Origin of the sequence: Pseudomonas macauensis (assembly GCF_047902425.1) — a bacterium.
In the GTDB taxonomy this organism is placed as follows: Bacteria; Pseudomonadota; Gammaproteobacteria; order Pseudomonadales; family Pseudomonadaceae; genus Pseudomonas.
In genome coordinates this window covers 5,533,883-5,553,716 of sequence record NZ_CP138377.1, presented here as the reverse complement: position 1 = coordinate 5,553,716, position 19,834 = coordinate 5,533,883, and the positions used below count along the sequence as shown (strand labels likewise).

The 19,834-nt window shown below is 65.0% G+C and carries 20 protein-coding genes and 1 tRNA gene; 10 read left to right on the top strand and 11 right to left on the bottom strand.

Annotated elements, in window-relative coordinates:
* Window positions 1-13: 13 nt before the first annotated feature.
* The 7 genes from SD196_RS25415 to SD196_RS25385 all read right to left on the bottom strand — a co-directional run bounded on the left by SD196_RS25415 (window position 14) and on the right by SD196_RS25385 (window position 7,915).
* Entirely contained in the window at window positions 14-787 is a 774-nt protein-coding gene (locus SD196_RS25415) for an ABC transporter ATP-binding protein (protein WP_207886302.1), read from the bottom strand.
* A 273-nt stretch (window positions 788-1,060) separates the two neighbouring features.
* The gene (locus SD196_RS25410) at window positions 1,061-3,391 is read right to left on the bottom strand and encodes an LTA synthase family protein (RefSeq protein WP_343578032.1); all 2,331 of its coding nucleotides are present in this window, start codon (window positions 3,389-3,391) and stop codon (window positions 1,061-1,063) included.
* Window positions 3,392-3,622: 231 nt separating this feature from the next.
* Window positions 3,623-3,698: transfer RNA gene (locus SD196_RS25405), tRNA-Phe, on the bottom strand.
* Between the two features lie 78 nt (window positions 3,699-3,776).
* A complete protein-coding gene (locus SD196_RS25400) occupies window positions 3,777-4,049 on the bottom strand; it encodes an oxidative damage protection protein (protein WP_015479334.1) in 273 nt (90 codons plus the stop codon).
* On the bottom strand, window positions 4,046-5,113 hold the full coding sequence (mutY, locus tag SD196_RS25395; RefSeq protein WP_416310803.1) for an A/G-specific adenine glycosylase: 1,068 nt from the start codon (window positions 5,111-5,113) through the stop codon (window positions 4,046-4,048). Before mutY ends, SD196_RS25400 begins: the two co-directional genes overlap by 4 nt.
* Entirely contained in the window at window positions 5,110-7,341 is a 2,232-nt protein-coding gene (locus tag SD196_RS25390; protein ID WP_416310802.1) for an AsmA family protein, read from the bottom strand. The genes mutY and SD196_RS25390 overlap by 4 nt, the downstream gene beginning before the upstream one ends.
* Before the next feature lie 175 nt (window positions 7,342-7,516).
* Window positions 7,517-7,915: an acetyl-CoA sensor PanZ family protein gene (locus SD196_RS25385; RefSeq protein WP_343578030.1), complete on the bottom strand. Its 399-nt coding sequence runs from the start codon at window positions 7,913-7,915 to the stop codon at window positions 7,517-7,519.
* A gap of 150 nt (window positions 7,916-8,065) precedes the next feature.
* Between SD196_RS25385 and hisB the strand changes: the two genes are divergently transcribed.
* From hisB to SD196_RS25350, 7 genes are all read left to right on the top strand, one after another.
* Entirely contained in the window at window positions 8,066-8,659 is a 594-nt protein-coding gene (gene hisB, locus SD196_RS25380) for an imidazoleglycerol-phosphate dehydratase HisB (protein ID WP_152226950.1), read from the top strand.
* Entirely contained in the window at window positions 8,659-9,297 is a 639-nt protein-coding gene (gene hisH, locus SD196_RS25375) for an imidazole glycerol phosphate synthase subunit HisH (protein WP_275609064.1), read from the top strand. The genes hisB and hisH overlap by 1 nt, the downstream gene beginning before the upstream one ends.
* A gap of 3 nt (window positions 9,298-9,300) precedes the next feature.
* Window positions 9,301-9,561: a DUF2164 domain-containing protein gene (locus SD196_RS25370; RefSeq protein ID WP_015479328.1), complete on the top strand. Its 261-nt coding sequence runs from the start codon at window positions 9,301-9,303 to the stop codon at window positions 9,559-9,561.
* A 41-nt stretch (window positions 9,562-9,602) separates the two neighbouring features.
* Complete coding sequence (gene hisA, locus SD196_RS25365; protein WP_043256078.1) at window positions 9,603-10,340, top strand: 1-(5-phosphoribosyl)-5-[(5-phosphoribosylamino)methylideneamino]imidazole-4-carboxamide isomerase; 738 nt, start codon at window positions 9,603-9,605, stop codon at window positions 10,338-10,340.
* Between the two features lie 23 nt (window positions 10,341-10,363).
* A complete protein-coding gene (hisF, locus tag SD196_RS25360) occupies window positions 10,364-11,134 on the top strand; it encodes an imidazole glycerol phosphate synthase subunit HisF (protein WP_207886296.1) in 771 nt (256 codons plus the stop codon).
* Window positions 11,135-11,342: 208 nt separating this feature from the next.
* Window positions 11,343-12,101: a substrate-binding periplasmic protein gene (locus tag SD196_RS25355; RefSeq protein WP_370600219.1), complete on the top strand. Its 759-nt coding sequence runs from the start codon at window positions 11,343-11,345 to the stop codon at window positions 12,099-12,101.
* Window positions 12,102-12,253: 152 nt separating this feature from the next.
* Complete coding sequence (locus tag SD196_RS25350; RefSeq protein ID WP_331319712.1) at window positions 12,254-13,009, top strand: substrate-binding periplasmic protein; 756 nt, start codon at window positions 12,254-12,256, stop codon at window positions 13,007-13,009.
* A 141-nt stretch (window positions 13,010-13,150) separates the two neighbouring features.
* Here the strand turns inward: SD196_RS25350 and SD196_RS25345 are convergent, their stop codons facing one another.
* The 4 genes from SD196_RS25345 to gpmI form a co-directional block, all read right to left on the bottom strand.
* Window positions 13,151-13,936 (bottom strand): divergent polysaccharide deacetylase family protein, encoded by a 786-nt coding sequence (locus SD196_RS25345; RefSeq protein WP_343578029.1) that lies wholly within the window; start codon window positions 13,934-13,936, stop codon window positions 13,151-13,153.
* A gap of 3 nt (window positions 13,937-13,939) precedes the next feature.
* Window positions 13,940-15,253: a S41 family peptidase gene (locus SD196_RS25340; RefSeq protein ID WP_275609060.1), complete on the bottom strand. Its 1,314-nt coding sequence runs from the start codon at window positions 15,251-15,253 to the stop codon at window positions 13,940-13,942.
* Window positions 15,254-15,282: 29 nt separating this feature from the next.
* On the bottom strand, window positions 15,283-16,575 hold the full coding sequence (locus tag SD196_RS25335; RefSeq protein ID WP_275609059.1) for a murein hydrolase activator EnvC family protein: 1,293 nt from the start codon (window positions 16,573-16,575) through the stop codon (window positions 15,283-15,285).
* A gap of 138 nt (window positions 16,576-16,713) precedes the next feature.
* Window positions 16,714-18,249 (bottom strand): 2,3-bisphosphoglycerate-independent phosphoglycerate mutase, encoded by a 1,536-nt coding sequence (gene gpmI, locus SD196_RS25330; protein WP_275609058.1) that lies wholly within the window; start codon window positions 18,247-18,249, stop codon window positions 16,714-16,716.
* A 146-nt stretch (window positions 18,250-18,395) separates the two neighbouring features.
* On the opposite strand from gpmI, the gene SD196_RS25325 reads away from it, so the two are divergent.
* From SD196_RS25325 to secB, 3 genes are read left to right on the top strand one after another with little or no spacing between them, the layout of a single operon-like run.
* Window positions 18,396-18,818, top strand: a complete 423-nt coding sequence (locus SD196_RS25325; RefSeq protein WP_331319695.1) for a rhodanese-like domain-containing protein — start codon at window positions 18,396-18,398, stop codon at window positions 18,816-18,818.
* 1 nt (window position 18,819) lies between these two features.
* Window positions 18,820-19,074, top strand: a complete 255-nt coding sequence (gene grxC / locus SD196_RS25320; RefSeq protein WP_275609056.1) for a glutaredoxin 3 — start codon at window positions 18,820-18,822, stop codon at window positions 19,072-19,074.
* A 37-nt stretch (window positions 19,075-19,111) separates the two neighbouring features.
* Window positions 19,112-19,597 (top strand): protein-export chaperone SecB, encoded by a 486-nt coding sequence (secB, locus tag SD196_RS25315; RefSeq protein WP_275609055.1) that lies wholly within the window; start codon window positions 19,112-19,114, stop codon window positions 19,595-19,597.
* Window positions 19,598-19,834: the final 237 nt, after the last annotated feature.

Here is a 19,834-nt window from a genome sequence, read left to right as displayed (position 1 = left end):
CAGTGATGCTCCGTTAGCGGTGGCTGGACATGAATTGTTTGCAGCGTGCCGATTGCGGGTTTTCGAATACCTGCTGCGGCGGTCCCTGCTCTTCTACCAGGCCTTGGTGGAGGAACACCACCTCGCTGGAAACCTGGCGGGCAAAGTTCATTTCGTGGGTGACCAGCAGCATGGTGCGGCCTTCCTCGGCGAGCGCGCGGATCACGTTGAGTACTTCCTGGACCATTTCCGGGTCGAGTGCGGAAGTCGGCTCGTCGAAGAGGATGACCTTGGGCTGCATCGCCAGGGTGCGGGCGATGGCGGCGCGCTGCTGCTGACCGCCGGAAAGCTGGGACGGGAAGCTGTGGCGCTTGTCGGCGATGCCGACCTTGGCCAGCAGCGCCTCGGCGATCTCGGTGGCTTCGGCGCGGGTCTTGCCCAGCACGCGGCGCGGGGCCTCGATGATGTTGTCGAGGATGCTCATGTGCGGCCAGAGATTGAAGTTCTGGAAGACGAAACCCAGTTCGCTGCGCAGGCGGTTGATCTGCTTGCCGTCGGCGGCGACCAGCGATCCGTCCTTGGCCTTCTTCAGCTTGAGTTCTTCACCGGCGACCAGGATCTGACCCTGGTGCGGGTTCTCCAGCAGGTTGATGCAGCGCAGGAATGTGGATTTGCCGGAACCGGAGGAGCCGAGGATGGAAATCACATCGCCGTCGCGGGCAGTCAGGGAAATGCCTTTCAGCACTTCCAGGTCACCGTAACGCTTGTGCAGATTACGGATTTCCAGTGCGGGTATGGCCTCGGCCATAGGGGGCTCCTCTATTGTTATTAGGACGCTCTCGCAGCGGGGTACTGCAGAATCGGGGCCATCCTGGCGAGGGGGAAGCTAACACGCGTCCCAGGGGGCGCCAAGCGCTCTTCCCTCGCCGTTCCTCGGGATAGCGGCAAGTTGTCGCATTGCCACAGTGTGTTGTCGCTTGGGCTGAACTCGCGGGGGGAGGGCACTGCGTCGCGGGGGCGCGATAGTGCCAGCTTCCGCTGAGGCGGAAAAGACCGGCGGCCTGGAGGCCGCCGGTCTCGATCATTGCATCAGCTGGCGCAGTTGCGGTGACGGATCGCTGATGACCTCGGCCGGCGTCACGTCATCCTCGGATTCCTGGGGCTGGCTGGCCATCAGGTTCGGGTGACCGGAGAGGCGGGGAATCGGCAGCACCTTGCCGTCAGCCAGACCTGTTGCGCCCGGCTCGCTGGCGTTGATCGGCGACTTGCGTGGTTGCGTCGTGACGTGGAAGTCGGTGATCTCGATGATGCCCTTGCCTTCGGCCAGCAGGTGGAAGGAGAACGCCTTGCGTGCCTCCTCGTTGTCGAAAGAGAAGCTGACCGCCAATGGTTCGTTGCGCTTCACCAGAGGGAATTCCGGCATCTGGATGGGGACCGGTTTCTCGAAGGAACGAGTCTTGAGCGTGACCTTGGCGCCGTTGGCGTCCATCTGGATGGCGCGAATCTTCAGGCTCACCGTGGTGCGCGAGTTGGCCGGGAACTCCAGGTACTGGGCGCCAATCAGGTTGTCGGTGTACTCATTGTCGATCTGCGGCTTCAGGCGAATGCGTTCCTTGGTCGCGAACTGGTATTCGCGGGTCGACTGGGCGTTGACCACCGACTGGTCGAGGATGTCGGCGCGGGCGGTCATCAGGCGGGCATCGCGGCCACTGAAGCGGCCTTCGAACTTGGCGCTGTCGGCGATGAATCCATCGCTCTTGTAGCGCCGGCAGACCTGCTGGAAGTCGCACTCGGTGAAGGTGCTCTTGCCGTCGTGATAGCGCTGCATGCCATTGGTGAAGGAGACCATCTCCCGCCCTGTCTCGTACTCGCGGAACAGCGAGCGGCCGGCGATATCCTGCGGCGCCTTGATGGCGAAGTAATCGAGGACCGACGACTCCAGGTCCACATGGCCATAAACACCGTCCTTCACCGGTGGCAGCGCGGCCTGCTCAGGTGCGAACACCAGGTTCAGGCCCCAGGCCGAGGCGAGACGCACATTGTCGATGCCGTGGGACTCGTCGGAGGTGACGATCACCAGGGTGTCCTTGAGCACGCCCTTCTCTTCCAGACCCTTGAGGAAGGCATCCACGGCGTCATCCAGATAGGCAATGGCGGCCTGGCGCGGGGTCGGGTACTTGGCCAGGTATTCCGGGGTGGCCGAATAGGGCTGGTGGGTGCCGACGGTCAGCAGGGTGAGCATCCATGGCTGCTTCTTCTGGCGCAGCTGGCCGACGTAGTCCAGCGCACCCTCGAAGAAGGCCTTGTCGTCCATGCCCCAGGCGAATTCCAGGTACGGTTTCTTCTTGAACCAGTCGCGGCCCAGCGTCTTGTCGAAGCCCATGGCTGGCATGACCTTGTCCTTGGCCATGAAGCGCAGCCCGGCGCCCTGCAGGAAGTGGGTGCTGAAGCCGGCCTGGTGCATCTGCGCCGGCAGGCATTCGGCGGCTCGGGTCGGGTTGCCCAGCAGTTCGACGCCCTTGGGCGTGCCGTTGTCCAGCTTGCTGTAGTCGCCGCAGAGCATGGCGTAGAGGCCGCGAATGGTCTGGTGGCTGTGCACCACGTAATCCGGGGTGGTCATCGCTCGCTCGGCCCAGGTGCTGAGCTTGGGCATCATCGATTCTTCGTAGCTGCTGCTCAGCGCGGCGCGGTTGGTGGCGACATAGGCGCCGGGGATACCTTCCATGGCGATGATCAGTACGTTCTTCGCCTGGCCGCGGCCGGTCAGCAGCGGTGTGCCATTGAGGTCGTGCTGGGTCAGGCCGGTGACGTCGGGTCTGACTTCCGGCAGGTCGCGGTCGCGCCAGTCCTCGTAGGCGATTTCGCCGCCGGTGATGGCGCGGGAAACCAGTTGGTGCGGCAGGTTGAACTGCTTCCACATCTCCGCGTCGCTGGGCTGGAAGTACTGCAGGCCGAAGTGGCCGGCCAGCAGTGCGGCCGGCAGCGCATAGGCGTAGCGCGGCAGCGGCTGCTCGCGACGGCGCCAGAGCAGGGCGCAGAGCAGGATGCCGATGCCGATGGCGATCGCCAGGTGCTGGTGATTCAGGCCGCCGCCTTCGGTGGAGTTGGCGACGAAGGTGGGATCGGCGAGGAAGTGCAGGTCTTCCGGCGCGGGCATGCGGCCCACGGCGCTGACCAGCTCGGCAGTGCCTATCACCGACAGTGCCCAGACCAGCATCACTGGAATGGCGATGAACAGTCGTCGGCTGTGCAGCGCCACGACCAGCAGCGTGCCGAGCGCAAGGTCGGAGAGATAGCCCTGCGGCGTGCCCCAGCCAAGGCTGTAGCGGCCAATCAGGGGGATCAGCAGGAAAAGGGCAGACAGGGTGGCCAGGTTGCCCCGTGAATTCCACCAGCGAATGAGTGCGCGCACAGTGACTCCGCTATGAAACATCGGACTCCCGGAGGGTATCTCGCCAAAAAGGCAGGAGTCGTCCGGTTCGTCATGATTCTGAAAGAACAACGTGCTACGTGCCAGTAGACAGTGTAGATCGGCAAACATTCGACACGATTCGTGCGGCGCTGCCAGGGCTGGGAGGAACTTTTGCGGGCGGAAACGAAAAAGCCCCTGAAATCTCGCGATTTCAGGGGCTTTCGGAAGGCTTGGTGCCCAGGGACGGAATCGAACCGCCGACACGGGGATTTTCAATCCCCTGCTCTACCAACTGAGCTACCTGGGCAACGTGGCGCGCATTAAAAGGGTTTTCGGAAAGGGTGTCAAGCGTGCCGCGAAAAAATTTTTCAAATAATACCGAAACTTACGCGCTGGGCGGGACGTAGCCCTCGGCCTGCGCGTATTCCTCGCCACTGAGGAACTTGTCCATCTCTGCGGTGAGGAACTTGCGATCCTCGGCGTTCATCATGTTCAGGCGGCGCTCGTTGATCAGCATGGTCTGGTGCTTCTGCCATTCGTCCCAGGCTTTCTTCGAGACGTGCTCGTAGATGTCCTGGCCCTTGGCTCCGGGGTAGGGCGCGCGATCGAGGCCGGGCAGCTCTTCTTTGTACTTGCGGCACATCACCAGTCGGGTCATGACATTTCTCCTGCATTCAACACGTCGGCGGCTCGTTTGAGCAGCTTCTTCACCGGGGCGGCAAGGCCGAGCCGCGGCGGGGTGGCGAGGTTATACCAGAGCCAGTCGCCCTCGGCCACGGCGGGGGCTGCGTCCTCGACGCGCACCAGCCAGGGCTCGATGGCCAGCTGGAAATGGCTGAAGGTGTGGGTGAGGCCGGGCAACTCGCGGCGATCGCCCAGGCGCAGGGCGTGGCGTTGGGCTAGTGGGTCGAGGGCGGCCAGGTCGTCCAGTTCGGGGAAGCTCCACAGCCCGCCCCAGAGACCGGTCGAAGGACGGCGGTAGAGCAGGATGCCGCCTTCGCGATTGGCCAGGATCGGCATCAGCGTGCGCTTGCGCGGCAGCTCCTTGCGCGGCTTGGGCACCGGGAAGTCGGCCTCGCGGCCCAGCAGGTGCGCGCGGCAGCCCTCGCGCAGCGGGCAGAGCAGGCAGCTGGGTTTGCTGCGAGTGCAGAGGGTGGCGCCCAGGTCCATCATCGCCTGGGTGTAGTGGTTGACCCGCGCATGCGGCGTGAAGCGCTCGGCGGCGTCCCACAGTTGCCTGGCTACCTTCGGCTCGCCCGGATAGCCGTCGCAGGCCAGGTAGCGCGCCAGCACGCGCTTGACGTTGCCGTCGAGGATCGGGGCGCGCAGGCCCATGGAAATACTGGCGATGGCGCCGGCGGTGGAGCGGCCGATGCCCGGCAGCTCGGCGAGCTGCTCGGCGTCGCGGGGGAATTCGCCGCCGTGCCGTGCCATCACTATTTTCGCGGTCTTGTGCAGGTTGCGGGCGCGGGTGTAGTAGCCCAGGCCCGTCCACAGGTGCAGCACTTCGTCTTCCGGCGCAGCAGCGAGGTCCGCCACCGTCGGCAGGGCGTTCATGAAGCGGTCGAAGTAGCCCATCACGGTGGCGACCTGGGTCTGCTGCAGCATGATTTCCGAGACCCACACCCGGTAGGGCGTGATGCCCTGTTGCCAGGGCAGGTCATGGCGGCCATGGCGGTCGAACCAGTCGAGCACCGCCGAGTTGAAGCGTTCCGGGGTCATTTCTTCTTGAGCAGCCCTTTGAGTGCGTCTTTGAGCTCGGGACTGACCTTGTCGCCGAACTTCTCTTCGAGTTTTTCGTTCAGCCGTTCCCCGGCCAGTTGTCCGGCGATCTTGCCGAGGCCGTCCTTGTCCAGGCGGCAGGCCTTGGCGCCCAGCTCCAGCGGGCCGCGGCAGCGCAGCGGCCATTCGATGCCGACGTAGCGCTTGTTCACCTGGCAGGCCGGGTCGGGCATGTCGCTCTTGTCGCCTTCGATGATCACACCGACGCGGTAATCCATGCCCAGCACGCGCAGGTCGATGTCGCCGTCACCCTTGACGGTCAGGCCGGGGATGCTCGCCTTCAGGTCCGGGTTGCTGGCCACGCCATTGCGGAAGGTCAGGTTGCCCTGTAGCTCGCGGAACGGTGTGTCCTTGCCGCCATGTTGCCCTTCGAGCGCCTTGCGGTTGAGGGTGGCGATGCCCTGGCACAGCTGCTGCTCCAGGTTGGCGTTGAGCAGCACGCCTTGGGTCAGGACGAAGTGCGCGGTGCCGTTGAGGTTATCGATCCAGGCCTTCTGGCTGAGGCCCTGGGTGGTGATGTCGGCGTCCAGGTCGAGCAGGCCTTTCACCGGCGGCTTCTGGCCCTGGGATTCGAGCAGGCGGTCCACCGGTACGTCAGCGATGTGCTTCTGCGCCTTGAGCAGCGGCACGTCCTGGCGTACGTCGAGGCTTGCGGTGGCGTTGAACTTGCCGTCGTAGAGTTCGCCGCGCATGTCGTCGAGGTTGAGCAGGCCGTCCTGGCCGCGCAGCTTGAGGTTGGCGTTCTCGATTGGCAGCTTGTCGAGGGTCAGCTGAGCAAGCTGGAGCGCGACGTCCAGGTCGAGGGTGCGCAGTTTGGCGACCGGCAGCATGGGGGCGTCGCTCCAGGCCTGCTGGGTTGGCGCGTTGGGCAGCGGGCTGTCGCCCTGGATGGCGTTGCTGGTGGTGGCCTCGACCTCAGCCTTGCGCGCGGCGCTGGTGGCTTCCTGGGCCTTGGCAGCCTTGCCCGGCAGGTAGCGGTCGAGGTCCAGGCGGTCGCCGTTCAGCTGGGCGCGGATGGCCTGCTTGCTGAAATCGGCGATGCCGAGGTTGCCGCTGAAGTTGCTGTCGTCGAGCTTCAGCTTGATGTCACCCAGATTCAGGCTGTTGCGGGTGCCGGCCACGCGGGTGGACAGCTCCAGCTTGGTCAGGGTGTTGGCGTCGGCCATTTCCGGCAGGGTCTGGCCAATACCATTGAGGAATTCGCGCAGGTTGAACGGCGCCAGCGACAGGCCGCCATCGAACTTGGGCTCCTTGTCCAGCTCGCGGGCCTTGAGCTCGCCGAGGGCGCGCAGCTGATTGACGGTGATCTTCAGACCGTTCCACTCGGCGATCTGGGCGGCCTGGTCGAGGATCAACTGGCCCTGGGCGCTGTAGTTGGCGGTCTTGCCCTGCAGCGGATCACCGGAGACTTCGCCGGACAGCTTGGTGTCTTCCAGTTGATAGCGCTTGAGGGCGCGGTCGAAGCGCAGGTTGCCGGTCAGTTCGGTGCGGGCGCGGATCACCGGCTGGTTACTGCCCAGGTAGGCGCTGAACTTGACCGGGATGTTGCTGCCCTCGCGGATGGCGCCAGTGGTCAGCTCGATGCCCTCGGCCGTGTAGTTCTTGCCGCTCTGCGCGTCGGCGTAGTCGATGCGCGCGTTCTTCACCGTCAGGCTGTCGATGTCGAGCTTCATCGCCTGGTGCGTTTCGGCGGCGGCCGGCTTGGCCGGTTCGCTGGGCGCGGGCGCCGGCTGCGCGGTGGCGGGTGTGCCGCCGGCCGGCTGGAGGGGCTTGCCGATGTTTTCCCAGTTGCCGGCGCCGTTCTTGTCGCGGTTCAGGCTCAGGTTCAGGCCTTCGACGCGGATGTCGCTCATCTGCAGTTCCTTGCGCAGCAGCGGCAACACCCGCACCGACATGCCCAGCAGTTGCACGTCGGCGAAGGGCTGGTTGGGGGCCTGCAGGGTGGCGACGCTGGTGTCGTGCAGTTCCAGGCCCAGCCAGGGGAACAGGCTCCAGCCGATGTCGCCCTTGAGGTTCAGCTCGACGTTGGCCTTGTCGCGGGCCAGTTGGCGGATTTCGTCCTTGTAGTCGTTCGGGTTGAAGAAGTGGGTCAGCACGAAGCCAGCTGCGACGAGGAGCAACAGCAGGCCCAGCACAACGATGCCGAGGATTTTGCCGAACGCTTTCATGACGGGTCCTTGTTCAGGCGGCGGGTGGGGTAACGGAAAAGTATATCAACGTCACACCCGCGCCTCAGATGGGGGAAAAGATGCAGGAGCTTCCAGGTTTGAGCGGACGGTCGGCGCACGGTTCCCCGGAGTGTCGCTGCTGCCGAACCGGTCGCAGTAATGGGGCTCGCCCGGCTCAGGCCGGCAGCAGGGTCAGCCCGAGACGTTCGGCGAAGGCGGCGGCGTCCGCTTGATCGGCCGGCGCGCTCAAGCGCAGCGCGGCGCCCTGCAGGATGGCCAGGCGCTGGGCTTCTTCCAGCAGGCGGCGGGCCACGCCGCGTCTGCGGGTAACCTTGCGTACGCACAGGCGTGAGAGGTTCCAGGTGTCGGCGTTGCGCTCGATCCAGGCGGCGCCCAGCAGGCGGTCGTTGAAGCGGCCGGTCTGCAGCAGGCCTTCGCGCAGGCCGTGATCCACCAGCTCCTCGGCGTTGGCGAAGGGCGCCAGCAGCCAGTCCGGGGCGTCGGCGTAGATCTTCAGCAGATCCTGGCGGTCCTGGTCGCTGGGCTGGGTCAGGTGCTGGACGATGACGGGCATGGGCGATTCCTCGGTGGCGGTCCGGCAGTGTAGGGAAAAGTGCTGTCGATCGGCCAGTGCCGACCACCGCCCATAGCCGCGCCGGGCCTGGCGCGCCTATAATGCTGCCCCTTCTTATAATTACGTGCAGTGTTAGCTGTGGAGCTGGTGATGGCCGAACGCAAGGCATCCGTCGCGCGCGACACCCTGGAAACCCAGATCAAGGTTTCCATCGACCTGGATGGAACGGGCAAGGCCCGCTTCGATACCGGGGTTCCCTTCCTCGAGCACATGATGGACCAGATAGCCCGCCACGGCCTGATCGACCTGGACATCGAGTGCAAGGGCGACCTGCATATCGACGACCATCATACCGTCGAGGACATCGGCATCACCCTCGGCCAGGCCTTTGCCAAGGCCATCGGCGACAAGAAGGGCATCCGCCGCTACGGCCATGCCTACGTGCCGCTGGACGAGGCGCTGTCGCGCGTGGTCATCGACTTCTCCGGCCGCCCGGGGCTGCAGATGCACGTGCCGTTCACCCGCGCCAGCGTCGGTGGCTTCGACGTCGACCTGTTCATGGAGTTCTTCCAGGGCTTCGTCAACCACGCCCAGGTGACCCTGCACATCGACAACCTGCGCGGGCACAACACCCACCACCAGATCGAGACCGTGTTCAAGGCCTTCGGCCGCGCGCTGCGCATGGCCATCGAGCTGGACGAGCGCATGGCCGGCCAGATGCCGTCCACCAAAGGGTGCCTGTGATGCAGACGGTAGCCGTCATCGACTACGGCATGGGCAACCTGCACTCGGTGTCCAAGGCGCTGGAGCGCGTGGGTGCCGGGCGCGTGCTGGTGACCAGCGACGCCAATGTGATCCGCGAGGCCGACCGTGTGGTCTTCCCCGGCGTCGGCGCGATCCGCGACTGCATGGCCGAGATCAAGCGCCTGGGCTTCGACAGCCTGGTGCGTGAAGTCAGCCAGGACCGTCCGTTCCTCGGCATCTGCGTCGGCATGCAGGCGCTGCTGGAGCACAGCGAAGAGAACGACGGCGTCGACTGCATCGGCCTGTTCCCCGGCAAGGTGCGCTTCTTCGGCAAGGACCTGCACGAGGACGGCGAGCACCTGAAGGTGCCGCACATGGGCTGGAACGAAGTGGCGCAGAGCGTCGACCACCCGTTGTGGCACGACATCCCGAACAACGCGCGCTTCTATTTCGTGCACAGCTACTACATCGAGGCGGGCAACCCGCGCCAGGTGGTCGGTCGCGGCCATTACGGGCGTGATTTCGCTGCCGCGTTGGCTGACGGTTCGCGCTTCGCCGTGCAGTTCCACCCGGAGAAGAGCCACACCCACGGCCTGCAGCTGCTGCAGAACTTCGCCGCCTGGGACGGGCGCTGGTAAGCCATGGCCCGCCAGAAGGACAAGCCCGCGATCCTCGAACTCGATGGCGCCCAGCGCCAGAGCGCGGCGCGGGCCATCCAGCGTTTTCTCGAAGACCGCTTCGAGCTGGACGTGGGCTCCTTCGAGGCCGAAGAAGCGCTGGATTTCTTCATGCGCGAGTTCGGCCCGCTGTTCTACAACAAGGCGATCTTCGACGTGCAATCTCACCTGAAAGACCGGTTCGAGAGCATCGAAAGCGACTTGTGGGCGCTCGAGAAGAGCTGACCCCGACCCCATTCATCTTTGGATTCGAGCAGGTTCAACCCATGCTGATCATCCCCGCAATCGATCTGAAAGACGGCGCCTGCGTGCGCCTGCGCCAGGGCCTGATGGAAGACGCCACGGTGTTCTCCGACGACCCGGTATCCATGGCCGCCAAATGGGTGGAGGGCGGCTGCCGTCGCCTGCACCTGGTGGACCTGAACGGCGCCTTCGAGGGCAAGCCGGTCAACGGTGAAGTGGTCACCGCCATCGCCAAGCGCTACCCGAACCTGCCGATCCAGATCGGCGGCGGCATCCGCTCGCTGGAAACCATCGAGCACTACGTGCGTGCAGGCGTCAGCTACGTGATCATCGGTACCAAGGCGGTCAAGCAGCCGGAGTTCGTCGGCGAAGCCTGCCGCGCCTTCCCGGGCAAAGTGATCGTCGGCCTCGACGCGAAGGACGGCTTCGTCGCCACCGACGGCTGGGCCGAGGTGAGCGAAGTGCAGGTGATCGACCTGGCCAAGCGCTTCGAGGCCGACGGCGTCTCCGCCATCGTCTACACCGACATCTCCAAGGACGGCATGATGCAGGGCTGCAACGTCGAAGCCACCGCCGCCCTGGCCAACGCCACGCGCATTCCGGTGATCGCTTCGGGCGGCATCCACAACCTGGGCGACATCCAGAAGCTGCTGGACGCCCGCACGCCGGGCATCGTCGGCGCCATCACTGGCCGCGCGATCTACGAAGGCACCCTGGACGTCGCCGAGGCCCAGGCACTGTGCGACGCCTTCAAGGGCTGAGTTGAACCACGGGGAACCCTGATATGGCACTGGCTAAACGCATCATCCCCTGCCTCGACGTGGACAACGGCCGCGTGGTGAAGGGCGTCAAGTTCGAGAACATCCGCGACGCCGGCGACCCGGTGGAAATCGCCCGCCGCTACGACGAGCAGGGCGCGGACGAAATCACCTTCCTCGACATCACCGCCAGCGTCGATGGCCGCGACACCACCCTGCACACCGTCGAGCGCATGGCCAGCCAGGTGTTCATCCCGCTGACCGTGGGCGGTGGCGTGCGTACCGTGCAGGACATCCGTAACCTGCTCAATGCCGGTGCGGACAAGGTCTCGATCAACACCGCCGCAGTGTTCACCCCGGAGTTCGTCGGCGAAGCCGCCGCGCGCTTCGGCTCGCAGTGCATCGTGGTCGCCATCGACGCCAAGAAGGTCTCGGCGCCAGGCGAAGCCCCGCGCTGGGAAATCTTCACCCACGGCGGCCGCAAGCCCACCGGGCTCGATGCGGTGGAGTGGGCGAAGAAGATGGAAGGCCTGGGCGCCGGTGAAATCCTCCTGACCAGCATGGACCAGGACGGCGTGAAAAGCGGCTACGACCTGGGCGTGACCCGCGCCATCAGCGAGGCGGTGAACGTTCCGGTGATCGCTTCCGGCGGTGTCGGCAACCTGCAGCACCTGGCCGACGGCATCATCGAAGGCAAGGCGGATGCGGTGCTGGCCGCCAGCATCTTCCACTTCGGCGAGTACAGCGTGCCGGAGGCCAAGGCCTATCTGGCCAGCCGCGGCATCGTCGTTCGCTGATCCCTTCCGGGCCGGGGCTCTCCCGGCCCTCGAGGGCCTGCGTCCTGTCGTCGCAGGCCCTTTCGCCACCGAATCCCGAGTGTTCGATACCGCTGGTCGAGGTGATGGCGTTTGGATGTGTGATTGCCATCTGTGTAGGGTTTCTTGGCGTCAATACTCCGAGTAAGCTCTGCGCCTTCTCAGAATTGTCCCACTCAGGAATTACCAGATGCTGAAGCGCATTCTGCTTGCATGGATTGGCTGCGGCCTGCTGCTGGCCAGCGCGGCAAAGGCGGAAACGGATGGCTCCGGCTACAGCATGGTGCTGCTGACCGAGAACTTCCCGCCGTACAACATGGCCATCAACGGCAAGAACTTCGCCCAGGAAGACAACATCGACGGGATCGCCGTCGACATCGTCAAGGAGATGTACAAGCGTGCCGGCGTCTCCTACAGCCTGACCCTGCGCTTCCCCTGGGACCGTATCTATAAGCTGGCGCTGGAGAAGCCCGGCTACGGGGTATTCGTCACGGCTCGCCTGCCCGAGCGGGAGAACCTGTTCAAGTGGGTCGGTCCGATCGGCCCGGACGACTGGGTCCTGCTGGCCAAGGGCGACAGCCAGATCACCCTGAACAACCTGGAAGAGGCCAAGAAGTACCGCGTCGGCGCCTACAAGGGCGACGCCATGGCCGAGTACCTGGCCAAGCATGGTTTCGAACCGGTGCTGGCGCTGCGCGACCAGGAGAACGCCGGCAAGCTGCAGGAAGGCCAGATCGACCTGTGGGCGAGCGGGGATCCTGCGGGGCGCTACCTGGCCAAGCAGGTGGGGATTTCCGGTCTGAAGACGGTGCTGCGTTTCAACAGCGACCAGCTGTTCCTGGCGCTGAATCGCGAGACACCGGATGAGGTGGTGCAGAAGCTGCAAGCCGCGCTGGACAAGATGCGCGCCGAAGGCTTCGTCGACGACGTGCTCAACAGTTACCTGTAACACCCGAAGGCCGGCCACTCGCCGGCCTTTGCGTTTGGCGCCGACATCCCTTGGCGCCGGTTTTGCCACGGAAGGCAGACGAGCGAAGTATTCCGTCCCCTCTGCAGGGATGCCGCAAGCCCAATAATGATAACCAAGCGAGCGGTATGACCATGCTGAAAATCCTGATCAAGACCCTGACCCTGGGTCTGCTGTTGGGGGCCGCCACGGCCCGCGCCGAGTTGCCCGCCGATTACAAGATGGTGCTGCTCACCGAGAACTTCCCGCCTTTCAATATGGCGGTGGACGACAAGAACTTTGCCCGCGACGAAGGCATCGACGGTATCAGCGCCGATATCGTCCGCGAGATGTTCAAGCGCGCTGGCATCCAGTACAGCCTGAGCCTGCGTTTTCCCTGGGATCGACTGTACAAGCTGGCCCTGGACAAGCCCGACTATGGGCTGTTCTCCACCACTTACACCCCCGAGCGCGTACCGCTGTTCAAGTGGGTCGGGCCGATCGCCAAGACCAGCTGGGTGCTGCTGGCGCCGCAGGGCAGCTCGATCAAGGTCAAGGACCTCAAGGACGCCGCCAAGTACAAGCTCGGTGCCTACAAGAATGACGCCGTCAGCCAGAACCTGGAGAGCCAGGGCATCCCGGTGGTCAACGCGCTGCGCGATCAGGAAAACGTGAAGAAGCTGACCACCGGCGAGATCGATCTGTGGGCCACCACCGATCCGGTTGGCCGCTACCTGGCCAAGCAGGAAGGCGTATCCGGCCTGCAGACCGTGCTGCGCTTCAACGAGGCGCAGTTGTACCTGGCGATCAACAAGGACACGCCGGACGAGGTGGTGGCGAAGCTGCAGAAGGCGCTGGACGAGATGCGCGCGGATGGCTTCATCGAGCAGGCCACCAACAACTATCTATAAGCGGAAGTCGCCGGGACCGTAGGGCGTATAACGTTCGACGTTATACGCCGTTTGACCTTGGCCTCCGGGTGCTCCGACCTCGACCACGAAGCTGTGGTGGTGTGAGGTGTATCGGCGTACAGCCGCGAACGGTTGTACGCCCTACCGGTAAACCCCATCCCGCCCATGCCCCTGCATGGCGCGGTTGGCGCGCTCGCCGATCATCAGCGACGGCTGCACCAGCTCGAAGCCCTGTGCCTTGAGGCCGGGCAGCACCCGCCTGAGCACCGCCAGGGTCGCCGGCTTCGGGTGGCCGATCATCACTACCGTGCCCTGCTTGCGCGCCAGCTTCAGGCCGCGCTGCATCTGCTCCATCACCGCCGCTTCGCTCGGATCGTCATCCAGGAACACGTCCCGCGACAGGCTGGCGAGGCCGATCTTCTGCGCCTCGGCGGCGGCCACGGTGGCGGCGCTGGTGCGGCTGTCGAGCAGGAACAGGTGGCGCCGCTGCAGCTCCGCGGCCAGCCAGGCCATGGCCGGGCGGTCGGCGGTCATGCGGCTGCCTTCATGGTTGTTCAGGCCTTGGGCGTAGGGCACCCGCGCCAGCGCTGCGTCGAGCCGGCGGGCGCGTTCCTCCTGGCTCAGTTCCGGACGCCAGGCGAACTCGCCGCCGGCCGGGTCCATGGGCATGTGCAGCATCACGGTGCGCCCCAGCTTGTGCGCTTCGCGGGCCAGTTCGGCGGCGTGGGGCGTACCGGGGATGATCGCCAGTGCGATGGCGGGGGAAAGTTCGAGCACCTGGCGATCGCGCGCCAGGTTCTGCCCGAGGTCGTCGATGACGATACTGACCAGCGGCCTGGCGCCAGCCGGCGGTGGCGGCGCCGCCAGCACCGGCTGGTACAGCAGCGCGCCAAGGCCGAGGCCGAGCAGCAGCCGGGCCCAGCGCATGGCTCAGTTGTTGCCGCGGCTGACGCTGAGTCCTTTCAGCAGGCTGAGGGCCTGGCCGAGCTGGTAGTCGCTTTCCTGCGGACGGTCTTCCGGGCGCTTGCCAGCAGCGGTGGGGCGGTCCTTGCCGCCGTTGCCGTTGGCCAGGTGACCCTGCAGGTCGGCTTCCTTGAAACCGTCGAACTCGCTCTGCTCGCGGGTGACCTTGGCGCGTTCCACCTCGATGTCCGGGGTGATGCCCTGGGCCTGGATGGAGCGGCCGTTGGGGGTGTAGTACAGCGCGGTGGTGAGCTTCAGGGCGCGGTCGTTGTTCAGCGGCAGCACGGTCTGTACCGAGCCCTTGCCGAAGCTGTCGGTACCCATGAGGATCGCGCGCTTCTGGTCCTGCAGGGCGCCGGCGACGATTTCCGCCGCCGAGGCGCTGCCGCCGTTGATCAGTACCACCAGCGGTACGGCGTCGGACGGGTCGGACGGATCGGCCGAGAAGCGTAGCTCGGAGTTCGGGATGCGGCCCTTGGTATAGACGATCAGCCCCTTGGTGAGGAAGGCGTCGGCCACTTCCACCGCCGACTGCAGCACGCCGCCGGGGTTGTTGCGCAGGTCCAGCACCACGCCCTTGAGCCGGCCGTTGTTCTCCTTGCGCAGGCTGGTCAGCGCCTTGACGGTTTCCTCGCCGGTGTTGACCTGGAACTGGGTGATGCGCAGGTAGCCGTAGCCCGGTTCGAGCATCTGGCTGCGCACGCTCTTGACCTTGATGATGGCGCGCTTGAGTTCGACGTCGAACGGCTTGCCGCCGCCGCGCACGATGGTCAAGGTGATCGGCGAGCCGGCCTTGCCGCGCATGCTGTCCACTGCCTCGTTCATCGACTGGCCCTTGGTCGGCTTGCCGTCGATCTTGACGATCAGGTCGCCCGGCTGGATGCCGGCCTTGGCCGCGGGGGTGTCGTCGATCGGCGAGATCACCTTGACGAAGCCGTCTTCGCTGCCGACCTCGATGCCCAGGCCGCCGAACTCGCCGCTGGTGCTTTCCTGCAGCTCGGCGAACTCTTCCGGGCCGAGGTAGGCCGAGTGCGGGTCGAGATTGCTGAGCATGCCCTTGATGGCGTTCTCCAGCAGGGTCTTGTCGTCCACCGGCTCGACGTAGGCGGCCTTCACCCGGTCCAGGACCTCGGCGAAGGTGCGCAGCTCATCGAGCGGCAGCGGAGCCTCCTTGCCGTTGGCCGCAGGGGCGGCTGCGGCCGGTGCGTCGGCGGCCTGTGCCGCACCGACGCCGAGCAGCAGGGCCAGGGCCAGGGTGGTGAGACGGAAAGCTTGCGACATGTTTGGGGCTCCTAAGGCGTGTTCGCCGCTTATCCCTGCGTGCGACACCAGGTAGATGGGTCCGCCGGGCGGCCCTGATGGCGAATGGCAAAATAGACCGCCGGGGTGCTCTGCCCACCGCTGGCACCTACGGTCGCGATGGGGTCGCCTGCTTTGACGGTGTCGCCGGCGTCCTTCAGAAGACTTTGATTATGCCCATAAAGGCTGAGGTAGCCACCACCGTGGTCGAGAATGACCAGCAGGCCGGCGCCGCGCAGCCAGTCGGCGAACACCACGCGGCCGCCGTGTACGGCGCGTACCGTGCTGCCGGCGGAGGCGCCGATCAGCACGCCGTCCCAGGTGGCGCGGGGATCGTCGCCGCGCGGGCTGCCGAAGCGCGCCAGCACGCGGCCGTTGACCGGCCAGGGCAGCTTGCCGCGCGCGGCGTCGAAGGAACCGCCAAAGCCTGCGCCACTGGAGACCAGCGGGCCGCTGTAGTCGGCGCGGGGTTTGCTCGGGGGTTCGGGCTTTTCACCGCGTTCGGCCAGTTCGCGTTCACGTTTGGCGCGTTCGCGCTCGGCGGCCAGGGCGCGCTGGCGCGCTTCCTCGGCTTCGCGGGCCTGGCGGGCCAGGGTTTCCTCGATGGTCTTGAGGACCTTGTTCAGGTCTTCCTGGCTCTGCTCGCGGTTCTTGAGTTTGCTATTGCTGTCCTTGAGGTCGCTGTCGAGCTTGGCCAGGGCCTCCTGGCGCGCCTTGCGGGCCTCGGCCAGTTCCTGGCGGCGTGATTCCAGCGCGCTCTGCTGCTCCAGCTGCTGGTTCTTCTGCGCGGTGATGTCCTGCTCGACGGCGTTGAGCTGGCTCAGGGTCTCGTTGAACGCGCTGAGCTGATCCAGGCGGGCCTTGTTGATGTACTCGTAGTAGGTGAGGGTGCGGCTGAACTTCTCGGGATGTTCCTGGTTCAGCAGCAGCTTCAGGTATTCCTCGCGACCGCTCTGGTAGGCGGCGCGGGCCTGGATGGCGATCAGACGCTGCTGCTCAAGGCGCGCGCCCTGGAGTTTTTTTTTCTCCGAATCGAGGCGCTGCAGCTCTTCCTCGTTCTTCTTCATCTCGTCCTGGATCTGCTGGATCTGCTTTTCCAGGTCGCCCATCTGGGTTTCCGTGGACTTGAGCTGCTTCTGCACCCCGGACTTTTCTTCCTGGATGTTCTTCAGGTTCTTTTTCAGCTCAGCGATGTCTTTCTGCGTCTGCTCCAGCTGGCGCTGGGTGTCGGCACGTTCGTCGGCACCGGCCGCAAGCGGGCTCAGGAGGCAGATCAGCAGCAGCGGGAGGAGGGCGCGAGGCATTGGGCGGCGGGAACCTGAATTCTGGGTCGGGCTAGTATGCCCGTGGCGGGCGCTAAAAAAAACGCCCCAGGCCGCATGGCGTGGGGCGTTTGCTCTGACCGACGGGAGATGGCTCACGTTCCCGTCAAATCCTCACCCTCAAAGCAGGGTGACGATCGACTTGCCGGTCATCTCTTTGGGCTGCTCCAGACCCATCAGGGTCAGCAGGGTCGGCGCCACGTCGGCCAGCACGCCACCTTCGCGGATGCTCAGCTTGCGCTTGCCGACGTAGACGAACGGCACCGGCTCGCAGGTGTGCGCGGTGTGCGCCTGGCCGGTCATGGCGTCTTCCATCTGCTCGACGTTGCCGTGGTCGGCGGTGATCAGGGCTTCGCCGCCGACCTTGTCCAGCGCCTCGACGATCCGACCGACGCAGGTATCCAGGCACTCGACGGCCTTCACTGCAGCTTCGAACACGCCGGTGTGGCCGACCATGTCGCCGTTGGCGTAGTTGACGATGATCACGTCGTAGCGCTGGTTCTCGATGGCGTCGACGATCTTGTCGGTGACTTCCGGCGCGCTCATTTCCGGCTGCAGGTCATAGGTGGCGACCTTGGGCGAGGGGATGAGGATGCGTTCTTCGCCTTCGAACGGCTCTTCGCGGCCGCCGGAGAAGAAGAAGGTTACGTGGGCGTACTTTTCGGTCTCGGCGATGCGCAGCTGGGTCTTGCCGTTCTTGGCCAGGTACTCGCCCAGGACGTTGTCCAGGGATTCGGGCTTGAACGCGCTGGGCGCCGGGATGCTCGCCGCGTACTGGGTCAGCATCACGTAGCTGGCCAGCTTCAGCTCGCGCTGGCGCGGGAATTCCTTGAAGCCCGGCTCGACGAAGGCGCGCGACAGCTCGCGGGCGCGGTCGGCGCGGAAGTTCATGAAGACCACGGCGTCGCCGTCTTCCACGCGCACCTGTGCGCCAATGCGGGTGGCCTTGACGAACTCGTCGCTCTCGCCGCGCTCATAGGCGGCATTCAGCGCGCCCACGGCGTTTTCCGCGGTGAATTCGGCGGCGCCTTCGGTGATCAGGTTGTAGGCGGCTTCGACGCGGTCCCAGCGGTTGTCGCGGTCCATGGCGAAGTAGCGGCCGATGATGCTGGCGGTGCGGCCCTTGCCGAGGCGGGCGAAGGCGTCGTCGAGCAGCTTGAGCGACGGCTCGGCGCTCTTGGGCGGTGTGTCGCGGCCGTCGAGGAAGGCGTGCAGGTAGATTTTCTCGGCGCCGCGCTGGGCGGCCAGCTCGGCCATGGCGACCAGGTGATCCTGGTGGCTGTGCACGCCGCCGTCGGACAGCAGGCCGAGAATATGCACTGCCTTGCCAGCGCCGGCGGCCTTGTCGACAGCGTCGGTCAACACCGGGTTCTGGAAGAACTCGCCGTCGCGGATGGCCTTGGTCACGCGGGTGAAGTCCTGGTACACGACGCGGCCGGCGCCCAGGTTCATGTGGCCAACCTCGGAGTTGCCCATCTGGCCGTCGGGCAGGCCGACGTCCATGCCCGAGCCGGAGATCAGGCCGTTGGGCTGGCTGGCCAGCAGACGGTCCCAGTTGGGCTTTTTGGCGGCGTAGATGGCGTTGTATTCCGGGCTATCGCTATGGCCGAAGCCGTCCAGAATGATCAGGACCAGCGGTTTGGGCGTTGCAGTCATAGGTACGGCTCTTTCCGAGAATAGGGGTCAGAAAAGGACCCACATTTTACCGATTGGTGCCGACAGACGCCATGATCCGCAGGGTGCAGCCGTCAGATACGCGCGTGTATACTGGCCGGCATTTTTACGTCTGGATGTCCTGCGCCATGTCCTCGTTCCTCCCTCGTCTGATCGAATTCGCCACCCATCACTACCTGCTGGTCGGTGCCCTGGTCGTGCTGCTGGTACTGCTGGCCCTGCATGAAATGCGCAAGGGCGGCCGCGCCCTGTCGACCCGCGAGCTGACTGCTCTGGTGAACGCCGAGCAGGCCGTGGTCCTCGATATCCGCCCGACCAAGGAGTTCTCCGCCGGCCACATCGTCGATGCGCTGAACATTCCGGCGGACAAACTGAACGCACGCCTTTCCGAGCTGGACAAGCACAAGGCCAAGACCATCATCGTGGTCGACGGCATGGGCCAGCACGCCGGCACCTGGTGCAGCGTGCTGCAGAAGGCGGGCTTCACTGCCGCCAAACTGTCCGGTGGTATCGGTAGCTGGCGTGGCGACAACCTGCCCCTGGTGAAGTGAGATGCCGTCGATCTTGATCTACACCAGCGCATGGTGCCCTTATTGCATCCGCGCCAAGGCCCTGCTGGACCGCAAAGGTGTCGCCTACGAGGAGATCTCGGTGGACGGCAAGCCGGGCGTACGCGCCGAGATGGCCAGCAAGGCCGGCCGCACCTCGGTGCCGCAGATCTGGATCGACGAAGTCCATGTCGGCGGCTGCGACGATCTCTACGCGCTGGAACGCGCGGGCAAGCTGGATACGCTGCTCACGGCGTGATCCCCAATCCTGAAACGAAGCACAAGAAGGTCCCGAAATGACTGAACAAGCCAACGGCGCAGGCCAGCAAGACGATAACAATCCGCAGTTCTCGCTGCAGCGCATCTACATCCGCGACCTCTCCTTCGAAGCGCCCAAGGCGCCGGAAATCTTCCGCCAGGAGTGGCAGCCGAGCATTTCCATGGACCTCAACACTCGCCAGAAGCAGCTCGACGGCGACTTCTACGAAGTGGTGCTGACCGTTTCGGTGACCGTGAAGAACAACGAAGAAACCGCTTTCATCGTTGAAGTGCAGCAGGCCGGTATCTTCCTGATCAAGGGTCTGGACGCTTCCAGCATGAGCCACACCCTCGGCGCCTTCTGCCCGAACATCCTCTTCCCGTACGCCCGCGAGACCCTGGACAGCCTGGTTGTCCGTGGCTCGTTCCCGGCGCTGATGCTGTCCCCGGTGAACTTCGATGCGCTGTACGCGCAGGAAATCGCCCGCATGCAGGCTTCCGGCGAGATCCCGGCGGTTCAGTGATCCTGGCCGCTGCATGACAAAGGCGCCTTCGGGCGCCTTTTTCTTTGCCTGGGATTTGGCTCGGGGCTGAACGTAGGGCGAATAACGTTCGACGTTATCCGCCGATTGACCTTGGTTTCCGACACTTCTGTATTGGCCTGGGCATGGGCTTCAGGGGACTCCGGGGTGGCCATGGAGCAGCGAGCGCTTGCGGTGTATCGGCGTACAACCGCGAACGGTTGTACGCCCTACGTTCTG